Here is a 17,409-nt window from a genome sequence, read left to right on the forward strand (position 1 = left end):
CCCGACTTTTTAGAAAAGTCAGGGATCTGGCGTAAATAATAATTGAGTCACTGCTGTTAAAACCTGGAGTCCTTTCAATGAACCAGTAATTAATCGCCTAGCTGACTGTGGTTGACGGATTAATTCCCAAGCTAAGGGGAAAGGTCGCAAAGAACCGTTTTCACTAATCGCGGATGTGATATTGGGGATATCATGGTGAGAATCATCGCTGACTACTCGCAATATAGCCACTTGTTTGTCTGGGAATTGGCGGAAAAATTCTAGGCAGGGATATCCTTCCATATCCACAACATCAGCACCGTATTGTTGATGTAAGTGGTGTTTTTCTGCGGCTGTACATACAATGCGATCGCTTGTTAATCCTCTGACTAAAGATACATGATCACCCAGTCGGGTATATATATCTGTGGTGAAATAATTATTACATTCTTCTAGATTTCCTTGATAAAGGCAGTTTTGATATAAAACAATATCTCCAACCTGATATTTTCTGGTCAAGCTACCACATAAACCCATCATTAAGATTGAGTTTTCACGGATGTGGGTTAATTTTTGGGTTAATTTTTGGGTTAATTTTTGTAAATACTGCTGCACTGGTGCGATTCCCATGGGTATGGCTAATACCTGATGTGGAGTAGGGGTAGCGCCCCCGTGCTTCCCCAAAGGGACGGGACTTAATCCGCGACAGACGGCTTGATATTCTGCTCCCTGGGGGACTAAGATCAGAGTTGACATTTCGTAATGGCTAATGGGTAATAGATAATGGGTAGAAGTCAATGGATAAAAAATTCTTTCCAATGACCAATAACCAATGACTAAGATGATAATTTTATCAGATGGTACAGACCAAAACAACCCAAACATCCAAACACGCGCGCGAAAGCTTTAATATTTCCAGATTAGCAATTAAATTTTCTTGGTTAACAGTGTGTTTTTGGATAGGTGTAACGGTAGCTGGGGTTCTGGCATTCAGTTCTCTCAAATATGCTTTATTTCCAGATATCACTTTTCCAGTGGTGGTGGTAACTGTCCAAGCGCCCCTAAGCAGTACCCTAGATACAGAGGAAAAACTGACTAAACCCATAGAGGAAGGTCTAAAATCATTGGTAGGACTTGAGGATATTCGTTCATCAACTTATCCGGGTCAAACTGCGGTGGTTTCCTCTTTTGTTGTCGGTACAAGTTTAGAAACTGCGACTAACAAAATTTCCCAAATAGTTAATCAGTTAAATCTACCCAAGGATACAAATAAAAAAATCATCCCTTTGAATCTGAACGAATCAGCGACTGTTAGCTATGCCGTTGAAAGTTCCGTCCGGGATATTGATAATTTACGACAACTGGCAAAAGATAAAATTGTTCCGGCGATCGCTAAATTACCAGGGGTGCTGAAAGTGTCTCTGTTAGGGGGTGGAACATTAAAACCCCAACTGACTACAGTAACCAATGGACTCCAGCCACCCACTGGAACTTTAGTTAGGTTTAATGGTCAAGATGCTTTGGCTTTTCAGGTGATTAAAAAAGGTGATGCTAATACCCTAGAATTGGTCAGTGGAGTAGAAAAGGAAGTACAACAACTAAGGGCTACTTTAAAAGATGTCACTTTGACTTTAGCTGCTACCCAAGCGGAATATATCCGTAATGCTACCCATTCTACTATAGATGCCCTGATAGAAGCTATCATTCTCTCGGTGGTTGTAATTTTTCCTTTTTTATGGAATTGGCAAGCTACCCTGATTTCTGCTTTAGCTATTCCCATATCTTTGTTAGGGACATTTATCGTCATGGCGATATATGGCTTTAATTTAGAAACCATTACCCTGTTAGCATTAGCTTTGGTAATTGGCTCAATAGTGGATGATGCCATAGTTGATGTCGAAAACATCATGCGGCATATTGAAAACGGAAAAACCCCACGGGAAGCCGCCCTGATAGCTACTAATGAAATCGGTTTAACTGTCACCGCAGCCACTTTAACAGCGGTGGCGGTATTTTTACCTATCGGTTTGATGGGTGGAGTCATTGGGCAGTTTTTTAAACCCTTTGGGATTACTGTTTCTGCGGCTATGCTGACATCTTTATTAGTAGCCCGGACTTTATCACCAGTCTTAGCTATTTACTGGCTCAAGCCTAAATCATCTAGTTCTCCCCAGAAGCAGGGTAGGATTTGGCTGGGATTTGAGCAAGCTTACCGCAATTTGTTAGCTTGGTCTTTACAGCACCGTTTGATAGTTGTGGGGTTAGCTGTAGTTAGTTTAATTGCTGGCATTGCCCTAATTCCCCTAATTCCCAAAGGCTTTATTCCCAAACTTGACCGAGGAGAATTTAATATTGTCTATACTTCCCTAGTACCTAGTCTTCCTGCGGCTCTTGGACAAGAGGTGCCAGGAGGAGGAGGACAACCAGGAGGACGGGAAACACAAAGGGGACGAAAAGATAAATTAGGAAGTTCGTCTTTGTCTGTTGCTGTGGATTTATCTGCTCACCCATCTCCTATTTCCATTTCTAATCTTTTAAACGATTCCTTGGATGTTGCTAAGAAACTGGAAAAAGTGGTGAGAAATTCCCCGGATGTGGCCACGGTTTTTACTACTGTCGGTTCTCGTGAAGGTGAACCAAACAAAGGGACGCTGTACGTTAAGCTAAAAGCAGAACGAAAAGTGAAAACGGCTCAAGTCCAAGACCAACTCCGTGCTACTTTGCCAAAATTGGCGGGTGTCACCACAAGTGTAGAAGATATTCAATTTGTAGACACCGGTGGACAAAAACCTCTACAAGTAGCTTTACAAGGTAAAGACCTCCAGGCTTTGACTACAGCAGCTAAAGCGGTGAAAGCACGAATTGAGAAAATATCTGGTTTTGCTGATGTAACTATTACAGGTGAATCTCATCAACAAGATACAATTTTGCAAATTGAAAGGTTAAATCATCAGCGAGTGGTTTATATTGGCGCTAACCTGGGACAAAATCTGACTTTAGGTAATGCAACGGATATTGTGGTATCTGAGGCTCAGGCTGTCATACCTGCGGGTGTTTCTTTAAATTTAGGTGGGGATTCTGCCCGTCAAAATCAGGTTTTTGGCAGTTTTGGCACAACTTTAGGATTATCGGCGCTTTGTATTATTGTGGTGCTGATTTGGCTGTTTAAAAGTTGGGTAGACCCCATAGTTATTGGTCTTTCTTTACCTTTAGCAATTGTGGGAGCGTTGTTGGCGCTACTTTTTACCAAAAGTGATTTTGGCATGATATCTCTGATTGGTTTTGTGTTTTTGCTGGGAATTACTAATAAAAATGCGATTTTAATTGTAGATTACATTAACCAATTACGAGATTCTGGAATAGAAAAAACTGAGGCAATTCTCAAAGCAGGTCCTGTACGTTTACGCCCCATTATGATGACTACAGCAGCGACTATTTTGGGGATGGTTCCCATTGCTTTGGGTTTGGGTGCGGGTTCAGAATTGCGGTCTCCCATGGCTGTATCTATTGCCGGTGGTTTGGTCAGTTCTACTATTCTGAGTTTATTTGTTGTGCCAGTATTCTACGCGATTTTAGATGATTGGTTTCCCAGAAGGAAGGTAAATTAATAAGTTAATAAACTAGAATTAGATCCGCGACTTCTCAGAGAAGTCGCGGATTTTGTTGTTGATAATTTTTTTTTTGAATATTGACTTATAGCCATGTAGGTTGGGTCAGGAACTAAACCCAAGCTACAGAATTTCCTAAATTAAATCGTTAATAGAAAATTGTCGCTGTTTCTCTAAGTCTTGTAAATGGATTTTTTCTATATACATGGCTTCAGCATAATATTTAGATTTTTCTGGTTCGGTTTGAGGATCTATTTTTTCCCATTGTTCCCTAAAGTAATAATAGCGTTTTTCTCGGAATACTCTTTCCATGCAAGCTAATGCTGCTTGGATAACGTGAGGAGTTCGTAATATTTCTGTTTTATTTTTTTCATTGAGATGAAATATATGGGAAACTATGTCTAATTCTTCTGATAATTCTAAATATCTATTTTGCACACTAGAAATTAAATCAAGTTCATCTAATGAAAATTCTAACATTTGTTGCCATAAAAAACGATGATGAGAAAGACTAAATTCTAAGTTGCGGGTTTCTAAATCTTCAATAATTATTTGTCTTTGTTCGCAAGAATGAAGATAAATGATTAATAATAATGCCTCAGCCCGTTCTAGTAAAGTGCGTTCTGTATTAACTAAAGATAATTTTGGTTTTTGAGGTTGCGGTTTATTTATACGCGGACTTAGAGATTTTAGACTATTAGGTTTAATCTGAGTTAGGAGATTTTCAACTCTTAAAGGTTTAAGTCTACTATCTCCTAAACTGAGAATTTCTGCACAGTAAGAGACATAATAATTTAGTGTATCACTATTAACGATATTTTGCAATAATTTAATAATTTGTTGGGTAACTTGTTGAAAGTCGGTAGCTTGTTTTAAATCTCGATTTTTAATAATATTTTGAATTTGCCAATCTAGCCAAAGTGGCGCATTTGTTAATAATTGTTGATAATCGGATGCTGTATGATCATGTAAATATTCATCAGCATCTTTACCATGAGGTAAATTGAGAATTTTTAATTGTACTTCTCCTGTATAAACTAAATTAGCAATCTCACCAATTGCTTTTTCCGTAGCATTTATTCCAGCTTTATCTGCATCAAAATTGAGAGTTAATTGCTTAGATTCTGTATAACGTAATAATAGCCGTACTTGTTCTATACTTAATGCTGTACCCAAGGAAGCAACAGCGTTATTAATTCCGGCTGCATGGAGAGAAATCACATCAAAATATCCCTCTACAACTACCGCTTGATCAACTTTAGAAATAGCGTCTTTTGCTTCATCTAAAGCAAATAAAGTTTTCCCTTTACTAAATAATTCTGTTTCCGGAGAATTGAGATATTTTGGTGGTTCTTCCGTTAAAGTTCTGCCTCCAAAAGCAATTACTCTCCCTTGAAGATCACGAATAGGAATCATTAACCTATCACGAAATACATCATAATATCCTCCTCCTTCTTTTCGGGGTTTAATTAATCCTGCTTGTTCTACCAATTGTAGGGGATAATGTTTACTTTCCACCAAATAACGGTAAAGAGTTTCCCAACCAGCAGGAGCATAACCTAAACCAAATTGTTGAATAGTTTCCTCTTTAAATTGACGAATTTTTGTTAAATATTCCCGTGCTTTTTGTCCTTGAGATTGTCTTAAAGTGTGTTGATAAAATTGAGCAGCGGAAGCGAGAACAGTATATAATTGGTCACGTAAAGATATTTGACGTTGTAATTCTTGTCTTTGTTCAGGTTCTAAAGTTTTAACCGGGACTTGATAACGTTTTGCTAAATCTAGTACCACTTCCGCAAATTGACGTTTTCCCAAATCCATAACAAACTTAATTGCATTTCCCGCAGCTTGACAGCCAAAACAATAATACATTTGTTTATAAGGACTAACCGTAAAGCTGGGAGTTCTTTCATCATGAAAAGGACACAAACCCACAAAATCTTTACCCCGTTTTCGCAAAACTACATACTCTGATATGACATCAACAATATCAGCGCGGAGTTTAACTTCTTCAATAGTATCTGGATGTAAGCGAGGAATTTGCATGAGGAATCAACGATCGTAATCTAGATTTATTATACTATAATATATTTTAATTGTGTTAGTGGCTAGTAGGGTGTGTTAGCGACAGTGTAACGCACCAAACCCTGAAACACAGCATACTATAATACCCTGTTATAAATATGTAAAAAAACTATTAGCTAAAATAGCAGCTTGAGTTCGGTCTCTGAGATTTAGACGATTTAAAATATTTGTAATATGATTTTTGACTGTTCCTTCGGAAAGGTACAATTTTTCGGCAATTTCTCGATTATTATCACCAATAGCAATTAATCGCAGAACTTCTTTTTCTCTAGGTGTGAGTTCTGCTAAACTTGCTGGTACAGATGTTAAGTTTTGGGGTGAATTTGCAGGAAATTGAGTTAAAAGTTTTTTGACTATTCCTGGTCATAATTGGGAATATCCCTTATTAACCGCGCGAATAGCAACTGCTAACTCTTCTGAAGGTGTATCTTTGAGTAAATAACCCATTGCTCCATTTTTTATTCCTGCTTTTACATATTCATCATCATCAAAAGCTGTGAGAATTAAAACTTTACTATGAGGGAATTGATGATTAATTTCTTTAGTCGCAGCAACTCCATCTATAATGGGCATTCTGATATCCGTTAAAATTACATTTGGTTGCAGTTCTCTGACTAAATTAATGGCAATTTGACCATTTTCTACTTCTTTGACAATTTTTATATCTGATTCTAGTTATAATAACGCTCGTAAACCTTGACGAATTAAACCTTGGTCATCTACAATTAAAATTGTGATCATGGTAATTGGTAATTGGTAATTGGATTCCCGACTTTTCTAATAATTCGGGAATCTGAATCTTGGGGTATTTATATAATAGGAAACTGAGGGATTATATCATCTATCTCTGTCATTAATTTAATTGTTTCTATGACGACAATAATGATTTGTTGATAATGAGTAATTTCCGCATCAGATAAATCTATGTTAGCATTTTTTCGGTCTTTTAACCATTTATCTAATACTTGATAACCACCAATTTTAAATTCCCACACTATTGGAGAAACTCCCGAAAAATAACAGTTCTGATTAATCAAAATTTGCTGTTTATTTGTATTATATTTAACTTGATTTATTTCATTTTTACCATCACCTTGATAATGAATAGCGCCTCTTTCTTCTCCATTAAATAAAGGTAAATTAGCAGTAGTAGAAGTTTCTGATTTAGTAATGGGAGTTGGGGGCAGATTTTTCATCAAATGTAAATTAACTAACTTTTCTCCTTTGATAACTAATTGATTAAATAATTCATTATTGCTAGTTAAAGGAAGACGCGGAAAATCAATCTTTAAAAACTGGGAGTATCGTTGACGATATTGAGGAGAATGAAACACAGCATAAATATAATAAAAGATATTTTCTGCTGTGGGAATATAACCTAATTTGGACTTAATTACAGTCAGAAATTCTGGAGAGAAATTAGGTTTTCTGTCTTGGGTTGTTTCGTTCTCTGGATAAATATAAAGAGGGAATAAATAATTAATTTCCTTGGTCTTATTAGAAATAGCACAAGATTCTATCATATCTTGAGTAGTACCAACTAAAGACCATTCCCCAGACTGAGATTGTTGTCTAACGGTAATTAATCCTAAATTATCACCTAATAACATATTTTTCATCACATCATTTCGAGGCATACAAATAAATCCCCTTGATTTACCTGTATAGTAGGTGTATTTGATATCAAAAGGACGATATAAAATCCGTTTAATCGAATTTCTATTTATTGTATTATTTTTATTTTGTTTAACTCTGCTTTTTTTAATATCATCTTGCGCTAAAGCAACTTGCCAATCTCTTGTATCCTTTCCTAAATTATACTTTTCTCTTGCCTCTTCTGGTGGTAAAAATGCAAAATCATTAACAATTTTTTCCACGTCTTCACGAGTTTTCTGAATTGTTAAAGAATCTCGTGCTGTGACAATTCCCACAGAATTAACAAGCATGATATCAGTTATTTTCCAACCTCGATTATATTCTGCTAAAGCATAAACATCTTGAGGAGTCAACAAATAAAAAGGAGAAATAGGATTGATTTTTTCCCATGCTACGGTTTTCATCGTTAATTCTTTCAATAACTCATATTTATGTTCACGAGTTCCCCATAAATCAGCATAAAAAACGCCATTATCTAGTGCATTTTGTTGATTAAATATAAGCTGATTTTTAGGAATATCCTTAACAGCAATTAAAATCGCTACTCCCTGTTGAATATCAAAGACATTTTGATCTATACTTCCATCTGGAGAAACTTCTTTTTTCTTAGCATTACCATGTAAATTCAGAATATAAATCCGATTAAAACTTTGTAATAAACTTTGACGCATTCCTCTAAATGTCGGGTTATCTAAATAACCATGATTGGTAACAAAAGCTAAAATTCCTACTCCTGTTTTATCAATTCTCCATTGTCCAAAGCGAATAAATTTTACATAATCATCTTGTAACCATTTGGGATTTTTTTCATCTAAAGATAATCCATCTATGTGATAATAATCTTTAACTAATCCTTCTATCCATTCATTTTTATTTTCTGAATGTCCCGAATAGGGAGGATTTCCTAAAACTACATGACTAGGGATTTCTGTTTTAATTGCTGCTGCTTGGTTTGCTTCTGCTGAGATATACTGGCCTAAAATTAATTCTGATTTTTTCACTCCTTCATTTAAAGCATTAGTTAAAAAGATATTTAATCTTTCTTTTTCTTGAAATTCATAACCTAAGTTTTCTAATAATAATCCCAGTTTTAAATGTGCAATTGTATAAGGAGTCATTAATAACTCAAAACCATATAAACGTTTGAGAACTTGTTTATCTCTAAATAATTGATTCCAACGGTTAACTCCATATTTTTCAAAGTTAAAATAAATTTGTTTAATGACTTCATATAAAAAAGTTCCTGTTCCCGTAGCTGGGTCTAAAATTGTGACGTTTTTACTACCCAAACCATCATCTAAATTAAAATCATTTTCTAAAATATGATTAACTGCTTTAACAATGAAAGATACTACAGGTTCAGGAGTATAATAAACTCCTCTACTTTTTCTTAATGATGCTTCATAAGCTGCTAAAAATGTTTCATAAAAGTGGACTATGGGATCTTGTTTTCGCGTTTCTTGTCCAAAGTTTTCTAGAATATTATTCATATCAACTTTAGCTAAAAGTTCCACTAAACTATCAATTGTCCAATTAATTTTACTGATGATATCTGTGGAAATGACTGTACTAAATAATCCTTGTAAAAAGGGAATTTTGTCACTAATATAAATACCCGCATTTTGACGATTAAATTGATATGTTGTTTGTCCATGACAATGGCCTACCCTAGCGGTAAATAAACCATAAGCTATGGTTTGAGCATACATATCAGCAAAATTATAATTATCTAAATCTGGTAATAGTAACTCTTGGAATAATAATTTTAATTGAGTTAATTCTCCTGTTTGTTCTTCGGTTTTCAAGGCTTCATTAATACTATAACGAATAGCTTTAGTTGCTGCGGCCATTTCCTTAGCTAAATCATAGTAGTTATTAATAGTTTTTTCTTGTTTGCTGAGAAATGATCTAATTAATTGTTCTGTTTCTAATATATTAGAAACAGGAATTATTTGATTGTTTTCAATTGTAGCTAAGGTGGTTTTTAATTGCAGTTTACCATCAAGATACCAATGAAACTGAAGATAATTAGTCAGGATAAGATTTTCACAAATGGATGATTCTAAATAACGTTGTAATTGTTCAGTTTTTTGAATTTTATCTAAGTTTTCTCCGATTTTTTTGGCTTCAATATAACTGAGTAATTGATTATTCTTTCTCACCGTAAAATCAGGAATACCTGCTTGATTTCCCAATTCTTCAACGGTGGATTTTATTCCTAAAATAACACTATTAATCAGATTTTATAATGTGGAGTATTGAGTGCGTTCACTGCCTTTTTCTAGTTTTGATTGCAGTTGTTGTAAGTAGTGTCTAAAGTCCATATATTTTCTGTGTTTTTCAAATAAATATGTGATGTTATCAATGATAAGTTACTATTGAAATACATCGTCATAATCAGGATATCCAGGAATTATATTACCAATTACCAATTAGTAAGCTCTACTAAATAACTGGTCACTTTATGATTATAATTCATTTTAAAGATGAAGGTGGTGAAATTCATGAATTTTTAATATTTCTTTACTTTATTTTCCGAGATAAATTTTCTAAAAACTATGATTTTGAGAGTAAAACAGTTTAATAGTTCAGTAAAGGAACTTGCACAATAATTTGATAACCTGCACCTAGATGAGTGTTAATTTCAAATTCCCCTCCTAATGCTAAAATGCGATCGCGCATACTTTGTAAACCAAATCCAGTCGGATTTTCACCTAAATCAAAACCTTTACCATTATCCTGAATTATCAACTTTAAAGTTGCTAAAGTTGTTGTTAATTCTAGATTAATTTCTGGATAGAAGTTAATATCATAGGAACATAAAAAACCGAAATAACGACAAATAACTACAAATAACCAAAGGGTAAATATGAAACTGAAGACATTATCACTGCTTGCTGGTACTCTGGCCTTAACTTTAATCGCAACTCCCTTTGCAGTGCAAGCGCAGAACAACCCACCCTTACCCCAACCTGGTCAAGAATTACAAAAAAGAGGTTTATTTAAACACTTGAATTTGACCAGTGAACAAAAAGCGAAAATGAAGGAAATTCACACCAATACCCGCGCTCAAGTTGACGCTATCTTGACCACAGAACAAAAAAATCAGTTAAAAACTGCAATGGAAAAACGTAAAGCTGAACGTCAACAAAGACAAGGACAACATCACAGTGGACATGAGAAAAAAGGTGATATTTTTAATTCTTTGAATCTAACGGACAAACAGAAAGATCAAATTAAACAAATCCATGATTCGGAAAGACAAAAAATGCAAGCTATATTAACTCCCCAACAGCAAGCACAAATGAAGAAATTCCGGGGAGAAATGCGTTTTCATCATCAACAACGCAACCCCCAATAATTCTGAGTCATTTAAATAAGAAAAATTAACTAAGGGTGGGTATAAAAGCCCAGCCTATTTTTGTATGACTGACTATAAAAGCTGGCATAATCAATAAACCCAGTTACTTAAAAACTCCACTTGTCCCTGCATATCTTCTGCTGATTTGGTGTTAATAAGTCGCAAAACTCCACGCATTAACTCGCCAATGCTGTATCTTTGCTGAGGTGCTAAAATTATTCCAGCGTGAGATGACTCTTCTTCGAGTAAAGTAGTATGGATATAATAGAAGTCCCTGGCATTAAAGCTAAATATAACTCGGTTATTTTCTTTAGCCCAACTTAGCTGTTCTCGATCTGATTTGTACAACATTCCCACATCTGCAACTGTTAACACATCTACATTGCGCGAACGTAGGGCTTGAACAAAATCTTCATCCATAGAGTCTTCGTCAATATAAAGCCGGATTTTATTCATCTGTATTTTTATCTTTCTGGCTGTGTAACTCTGCTAAATTCCAGTATTCTGCTTCTGCTTGGGCTAACTCAGTTTCAATCTGATGACGATTAACGTGGTAGTAAGCTAAAGCTGCATAAACTTGGGCAAGGTTGAGGTGACTTATCCGACGGGCAATTTCTTCAGCATTTGCACCTTGTTTGTAAAGAACAACCACCCGACTCACAGAAGTTTTAGTCCCTGTAATCACGGGACGACCATTATTGATATCTGGAGAACAGGTTACTAGCGTACCAATGTTAGTAGCAGTTGCCATGGTTGAGAGAATTTTTAGCTAGGGTTATTTAATTCTAGTTTATTATTGGCGCATCGCACCACAGGCGATCGCTTACAATGAATACTTGTCGGCATGATTTCCACTTTGTCATACATAGGAAAATACTTTAAATCCTTTCAGGTTTAACAAGTGTAGTTTCTGGTTTGGCTACATTACGAAATACAATGAGTGACTCTCATGTAATTTCCAGTTAAACCATCAGAACATCATGCAAGATTAGCAGTAAACTCAGCTAAAACACTTTGCAACTTTCTTTTTGATACAAAAGAATATCAAATGAAAAAAAGATAAACTCTTACTACTCTCACTCTCTGCGCCTGGAGTGCTTCTGCGTGAGCTAAATTATCTGAATCAGCAACAGCGAAAATATAACAAAAAAAGAGGTCTTTTTAGACCCCTAACAAAATCGAAATAAAATAAGCTCGCTATGTATAGAAATTAAGACAAACCAGCATTAGTACCTTGTTTACCAGTTGCTAATTCCACTTTAACAATCTTGCCACCCATTTTTTGAATCCGTTGTTGTTCACGGAACCAATTTTCATAGGGAACTAGCTTAGTAAAGTAAGTGTTTTGTAATTCGCGTTGGGTGCGAGTACGAGATAGACTAGGAACACAAGCAGTTACTTTAAATAAACGAGCCATTTTTTTCAAATCTCCTCTATTTGTTTGTGGAAACTTTTTTATCTCAAAAATTTTGAGTGCAAATCTTTAATTAATCTTTCGCAGACTGGAAATCAACCATCAACACTAGACTGATAACACTTACAATCAAATTAGCAAGAGAACCTTCTAGCAATCATGATTGATTTCCAGACCAAAATACCAGTTTCGCACCTATATTACTAAGTGCAAACCTAACTCCTAGCTCAAGCCAGAGGAGATATAGTCGAAGTAAACGCCCATTTCTTTACCAGCGTCAGGACCTACCAAACTAGCGGTTACTTCCTTCATAGCTTGGATAGCTTGAACGGTAGAGCCTACGGGTACTCCCAAGGAATTGTAGGTTTCTTTCAAACCATTTAATACGCGCTCATCCAAAATGGAAGCATCACCAGCGAGCATAGCATAGGTAGCATAACGCAAGTAGTAATCCAAGTCACGGATACAAGCTGCGTAACGACGGGTAGTGTACATATTACCACCGGGGCGGGTAACATCAGAGTACAACAAGGACTTAGCTACAGCTTCTTTAACGATCGCAGCAGCATTAGCACTGATAGTACCTGCGGCACGAACGCGCAGTTCACCAGTAGCGAAGTAGCCTTTTAATTTTTCGAGAGCAGAGGTATCAAGGTATTTACCTTGAACGTCTGAAGAATTGATAACGGAGGTAATTGCGTCTTGCATTGTTGTTTTTTCCTTATTTCCAACCTTATTGTCACAGTATCAGTTTTAGCCGAGAATAGAGCTAAAACCTACTGCATTGCACCAACAACGTAGTCGAAGTAAGAACCAGCTTCACCTGCGTCTTCAGCAGACAACAAGGTAGCAGCAACGTTCTTCATAGCGGCAACGCCACCAGCAACTGCATCAATGGGAGTACCCAAAGACTTGTACATTTCCCGAACACCAACGATACCGATTTCTTCGATGGCTGTAACATCACCAGAAACGATTCCGTAGGTAACCAGGCGGAGGTAGTAGTCTAAGTCACGCAAGCAAGTAGCTGTCATTTCTTGACCGTAAGCGTTACCACCGGGGGAAACAACATCAGGACGTTTTTGGAACAGTTGGTCACCAGCTTGCTTAACAATGCGCTCGCGGTTTTCGGTCAATACTTGCGCGATGCGAAGGCGTTGTGCGCCACCAGCAACAAAACCTTTGATTCTATCTAATTCACCGGGGCTGAGGTAGCGAGCTTCTGCATCAGCATTCACGATAGCTTTCGTGACGATACTCATTAATGGATTCCTCCAAAACTAATGTAACCAGAGTTTGATTAAACTGGTACGACTTTATATGGTTGATAGTCAAGCCCGACATCTTGATTTACATTTCTAACCAGATTGACTGGATTTGGTGTAAACCAGATGGAAAACTCAAATACCTTCCGCAAAATATTGTCCAGTATTATGTTGAGCATTTATTACTGCTCTTAATATTTTGTAACATTAATTTTCAGATTTGCTCATTTTGAGGCAACAGGGAATAGGTAACAGGTAACAGGTAACAGGTAACAGGTAACAGGTAACAGGTAACAGGTAACAGGTAAGGAGGTAGAGTTATTACCTTTTTTACCCATTACCCATTACCCATTACCCATTACCCATTACCCATTACCCATTAACCTACCTATTGCTAGGACGACCTGTTAAAACAGCAGGAGACAAGCTAGACCAAGATTGTTTCACCAAATCAGCCTCAGCTTGTACACTACCCAAGTAGTTACCCGCTGGTAAAGAGGGATAGCGTTTGTAAGGTACTACGTCTTCACCAAAATAACGAGCATATTCAGGACTATTGACAATTCCCTCTACAGCAGCCCTTAAACCGCTATCAGCCAATAATTTGTTATATTGACGGATTTCGCTCTGGGTAGCCGGTGCGCGTCCCAACAGGTGACGGAATAAAAATTCAATTACCTTGGTATTGGGATAAGGAGTATAGAACCGTTTGCGATAGATTTCGGAACTAGCTAATTCCAGGACAAACTCACGCACGGTAATTTCACCATTACGTAATTTGCTATCTAAGTCAGAACGGCGGAAATAACCAGGAACTTGACCACTAAATACATCCATTACCTGACAGTAAATAGCATTAATTACCTGATTGGTTTCCGGGGAATTTGTGCCAGTAGTAGCGCGATAAATCCGAATTGGCTTGCGTCTGCTCGTGCCTACACCTACCTCTACAGACTGTCCACGTCCATCATTGAAAGAACGACCCAACTCAATAAACAAGGGTTTAGTCTTGTCCATTTTCTTACTTTGGGCTGCTAAATCAGCGATCGCCTTCGCCAAAATTGGTGTATTCTCAGTTTTAATCCGAGGCTTAACTGTTTTAAAGCTGGGAACAACCAAATCATCATTTTGCTTAGTTAGCTGGTTGTAAAGCTTTTCAGTATTGGGGAAGTTAGCAGCAGGTAAAGTGGGGAAGCGACGGTAAGGAACAGTATCTTCACCGAAGACTTGACGATATTCCACACTCTCCACCATAGAGCTAATAAAGGCACGAATACCTTGAGTAGCGAGAATTTGGTTATATTTGCGGATTTCTGCTTGATCAATCGGTGCCCGACCCAAGAAATGCTTAGTACCCAACTCAATTACTTTCGTGTTGGGATAAGGTGTATAAAACTCCTTCAAGTACAGGTTAGAGTAACCCAAACTTTGAATAAATTCCTTCACCGTAATTTCACCATTCACCAACTTACTTTCTAGACTCGTGAACTCGTTGAGAGAAATGTAAGGAGCAATATCTCGCTCGAAAATCTGGCGATAAGCACCGCTAATTACAGTATCAACAGCAACCTTATCATTACCAACTGCTGTTAATTTAAAGACCTTGGTTTGCTCACGTTGCTTAGTAACACCTTGATTAATGCGGAAATCAATATCTGGTTCAGTCCGCATTTCTGTAACTGCACCCAATTCCACAAAGCGCGGGGTTTCTTGTTTTTCAACATTGGCCAAATCTTCGCGGATAGTACTTACGCGCAACTGACGTAAAGATACACCAGCAGGAGTTAAATAGCGTTCGTAAGGAACAGTATCTTCACTGAATGCTTGGCTGTATTCATCACTGTCAATGATAGCATCAACAACAGCATAGAAACCCTTCTTAGCCGCCAGGTCAAAATACTTATTGTTCTCTTCCCGACCATAGGTAGGACGACCTAATAAGCGACGGTGAATATACTCAATCGCTTTACACACATAGAGAGAAGTCCAATACATCTTGCGGAATAAATCCGACTTAGCCAATATCCGTACAAACTCACGGACAGTGATTTCGCCGTTTTCCAGCTTAATTTCTGCAACTTTCAGCCGTTGACCTTCATAAACATCACGACCGAAAATTTGTAAGTATGTAGCCTTAATTACCGCTTGGGTAGAACTTTCAGAGAACTTAACACTTGCTCCCTTAGCCGCTTTTTTGCCAATAGTTCCTGGTAATTGGTCTAATTTGAAGACTTTAGCCCCTAGAGTCCCTGGAGCTACACCACGGGCTTTAGGGTTACTAAGTTGATTATTGATACCAGGTCCTTGGTGAATCAAAATCCGGCGGGTATCCTTACTAAAAGGTGCAGGGCTGCTGCTGGGGTTGCGAGTTTCTTTCGGGAAAATCGCCCCAAATTGAATTTCCAAGGGGTCATTACCAGAACCATAAGGATGTTGATCAGGTAATGGCTGTTCATAAGCCGCAAAAGTTGTAATAAATTGAGGTACTTTACGGAAAGGCGCACTGTATTTAAACAGGTCTTGCTGTGGTCCCCAGTTGCGACACTCTTGAGCTTCTTGACCCAGACCCCGAATATAGGGTACTGTTTCTTCGCCAAAGTAATCGCTGTATTCGGTAGAATCTACCAAAGCATTCACCAAGGCCGCTAAACCGCCTTTAGAAACAATAGCAAAGTATTTTTGCACTTCTTCGCGGCTGGAAGGTCCCCGTCCTAAAATATGACGGAAAGCCAATTCAATTACCCGACTGTTAATAAAAGGCTGGTAAAATTGCTTTTGGTAAAGGGGAGACTTAGCAAGACGACGAATAAACTCCCGCATGGAGATTTCGCCATTTTTAACTTTTGATTCCAAATCAGAAATAGACAAGCTATAAGCACGGGTAATATCGCGCTCAAATACTTGACGATAAGCCGCTTTGATCACTTCTGTCTTTTCGCTAGAAGACAGACCCGGCTTCATAGCGTATTTGGGACGATTCTCAGCCGCGTTAGCGTAAATTTGGGGTAGTTGTAACCCTTGTTGATCACCAGTAGGACGTTGGCGAACTTTTGTGGAAGGTGTAGGCGCTTGAAATTCTGTGAGCAATACATCCATGTACTGAGTCACAATTTCTGTAGCTGCCGCGTCTTTGCGGAAATAGGATAAAGAAGCCACCTTGATCTCCTGTAAAGCCACTATAGTCGCTTCAGAAGAACAGGCATTTTCAATAATTTCCCGTAAACCTCTGGTATTCACAGAGATGATATTAGGGTCACCAGCGACAATGGCATAAGTAGCATAGCGCAAGAACCAGGATAAATCCCGTAAGCTCTTGGCCATGTTACCCGGACCATAACGAGCGACGTTAATGGGTCTAAAGCCCGGAGGTGTCGGTCCGCCAGCAGAAGTATTGAAAATAGAACGCAGGTTTTCCAAGAAACCACCACGACTTTCAACGTAGGTGACTGTTCCTAATTTCATGCCCTCTTGCAGACTAGCACCAGCACCGACCATTGCCAATTCTCGTTCTTGAGGCTTTTCTAAGAAAGCCATAGGTGAACCACCGACGAAAATCCGGTTAGCAGCGCGAGAAACGATGATTTCCGAATTTTCTGTGAGAATTTGGGCGATTTCTAAACGTTTTGCCCCAGAGGCAAAATAACTGACCAGTTCACTTAGTTCACCTCTTCCTAAAAAGCGGTCTTGTTGTTCCGCTTGGGAAATAGTGGACACAGGTAGGGTTTGATATAGTTGCGGACGCGCAACTGAGCTTCCACCGCTTGCCTTAACACTCATTAGCTTTTTAAAACTCCTATCATAATCGTTTATGTGTTAAGCCTGAGTTATTTATTTTTAAGGCTTGACATTTTTGCGTATTTGTGAATATGACGCTGGCAAAACCCAGTAAATTAACCCAGTTCAATTTTTAGATTAGAACGTTTTGTGTTGACGCTGTTGGTTTATTAAGAAGTATGTCGAATCTGTAATCTAAATTTGATATTCCAGAAGATACATACTTCTATTTTCTGGGATGAACATAGATTTTATCCCATATTTTGC

Annotated in this window: 11 protein-coding genes and 2 pseudogenes; 2 read left to right on the plus strand and 11 right to left on the minus strand. The window is 37.6% G+C overall.

The window, feature by feature from the left end; translation table 11 throughout:
* Positions 1-18 precede the first annotated feature (18 nt).
* Entirely contained in the window at positions 19-864 is an 846-nt protein-coding gene (locus tag FFO06_RS05135) for a 5'-methylthioadenosine/S-adenosylhomocysteine nucleosidase family protein (RefSeq protein ID WP_306420180.1), read from the minus strand.
* On the opposite strand from FFO06_RS05135, the gene FFO06_RS05140 reads away from it, so the two are divergent.
* A complete protein-coding gene (locus FFO06_RS05140) occupies positions 837-3,587 on the plus strand; it encodes an efflux RND transporter permease subunit (RefSeq protein ID WP_137907066.1) in 2,751 nt (916 codons plus the stop codon). The two genes, FFO06_RS05135 and FFO06_RS05140, sit on opposite strands and share 28 nt — an antisense overlap.
* Before the next feature lie 135 nt (positions 3,588-3,722).
* Here the strand turns inward: FFO06_RS05140 and dnaG are convergent, their stop codons facing one another.
* The 4 genes and pseudogenes from dnaG to FFO06_RS05160 all read right to left on the minus strand — a co-directional run.
* Positions 3,723-5,633 carry a DNA primase gene (gene dnaG / locus FFO06_RS05145; protein ID WP_137907067.1) on the minus strand — a complete coding sequence of 637 codons (1,911 nt, stop codon included), beginning with the start codon at positions 5,631-5,633 and terminating at the stop codon, positions 3,723-3,725.
* Positions 5,634-5,762: 129 nt separating this feature from the next.
* Positions 5,763-6,413, minus strand: a pseudogene (locus tag FFO06_RS05150) (response regulator).
* A gap of 68 nt (positions 6,414-6,481) precedes the next feature.
* On the minus strand, positions 6,482-9,523 hold the full coding sequence (locus tag FFO06_RS05155) for a type ISP restriction/modification enzyme (protein ID WP_236097071.1): 3,042 nt from the start codon (positions 9,521-9,523) through the stop codon (positions 6,482-6,484).
* Between the two features lie 385 nt (positions 9,524-9,908).
* Positions 9,909-10,121, minus strand: a pseudogene (locus tag FFO06_RS05160) (sensor histidine kinase); the annotation flags it as partial.
* 76 nt (positions 10,122-10,197) lie between these two features.
* Between FFO06_RS05160 and FFO06_RS05165 the strand changes: the two are divergent.
* A complete protein-coding gene (locus tag FFO06_RS05165) occupies positions 10,198-10,689 on the plus strand; it encodes a Spy/CpxP family protein refolding chaperone (RefSeq protein WP_137907068.1) in 492 nt (163 codons plus the stop codon).
* Positions 10,690-10,779: 90 nt separating this feature from the next.
* Here FFO06_RS05165 and FFO06_RS05170 read toward each other — a convergent pair whose 3' ends face one another.
* From FFO06_RS05170 to FFO06_RS05200, 6 genes are all read right to left on the minus strand, one after another.
* Positions 10,780-11,145, minus strand: coding sequence for a DUF5615 family PIN-like protein (locus tag FFO06_RS05170; protein WP_137907069.1), 366 nt, complete (start codon positions 11,143-11,145; stop codon positions 10,780-10,782).
* Complete coding sequence (locus FFO06_RS05175; RefSeq protein ID WP_137907070.1) at positions 11,138-11,440, minus strand: DUF433 domain-containing protein; 303 nt, start codon at positions 11,438-11,440, stop codon at positions 11,138-11,140. Before FFO06_RS05175 ends, FFO06_RS05170 begins: the two co-directional genes overlap by 8 nt.
* 459 nt (positions 11,441-11,899) lie before the next feature.
* Entirely contained in the window at positions 11,900-12,106 is a 207-nt protein-coding gene (locus FFO06_RS05185; RefSeq protein ID WP_027402734.1) for a phycobilisome linker polypeptide, read from the minus strand.
* A 219-nt stretch (positions 12,107-12,325) separates the two neighbouring features.
* Positions 12,326-12,811, minus strand: a complete 486-nt coding sequence (gene apcB / locus FFO06_RS05190) for an allophycocyanin subunit beta (protein WP_028084652.1) — start codon at positions 12,809-12,811, stop codon at positions 12,326-12,328.
* A gap of 68 nt (positions 12,812-12,879) precedes the next feature.
* The gene (gene apcA / locus FFO06_RS05195) at positions 12,880-13,365 is read right to left on the minus strand and encodes an allophycocyanin subunit alpha (protein WP_028084653.1); all 486 of its coding nucleotides are present in this window, start codon (positions 13,363-13,365) and stop codon (positions 12,880-12,882) included.
* A gap of 387 nt (positions 13,366-13,752) precedes the next feature.
* Positions 13,753-17,145 (minus strand): phycobilisome rod-core linker polypeptide, encoded by a 3,393-nt coding sequence (locus FFO06_RS05200; RefSeq protein ID WP_137907071.1) that lies wholly within the window; start codon positions 17,143-17,145, stop codon positions 13,753-13,755.
* Between the last annotated feature and the right edge of the window lie 264 nt (positions 17,146-17,409).

It is taken from the genome of Dolichospermum planctonicum, assembly GCF_005402965.1.
Classification (GTDB): Bacteria; Cyanobacteriota; Cyanobacteriia; order Cyanobacteriales; family Nostocaceae; genus Dolichospermum; species Dolichospermum planctonicum.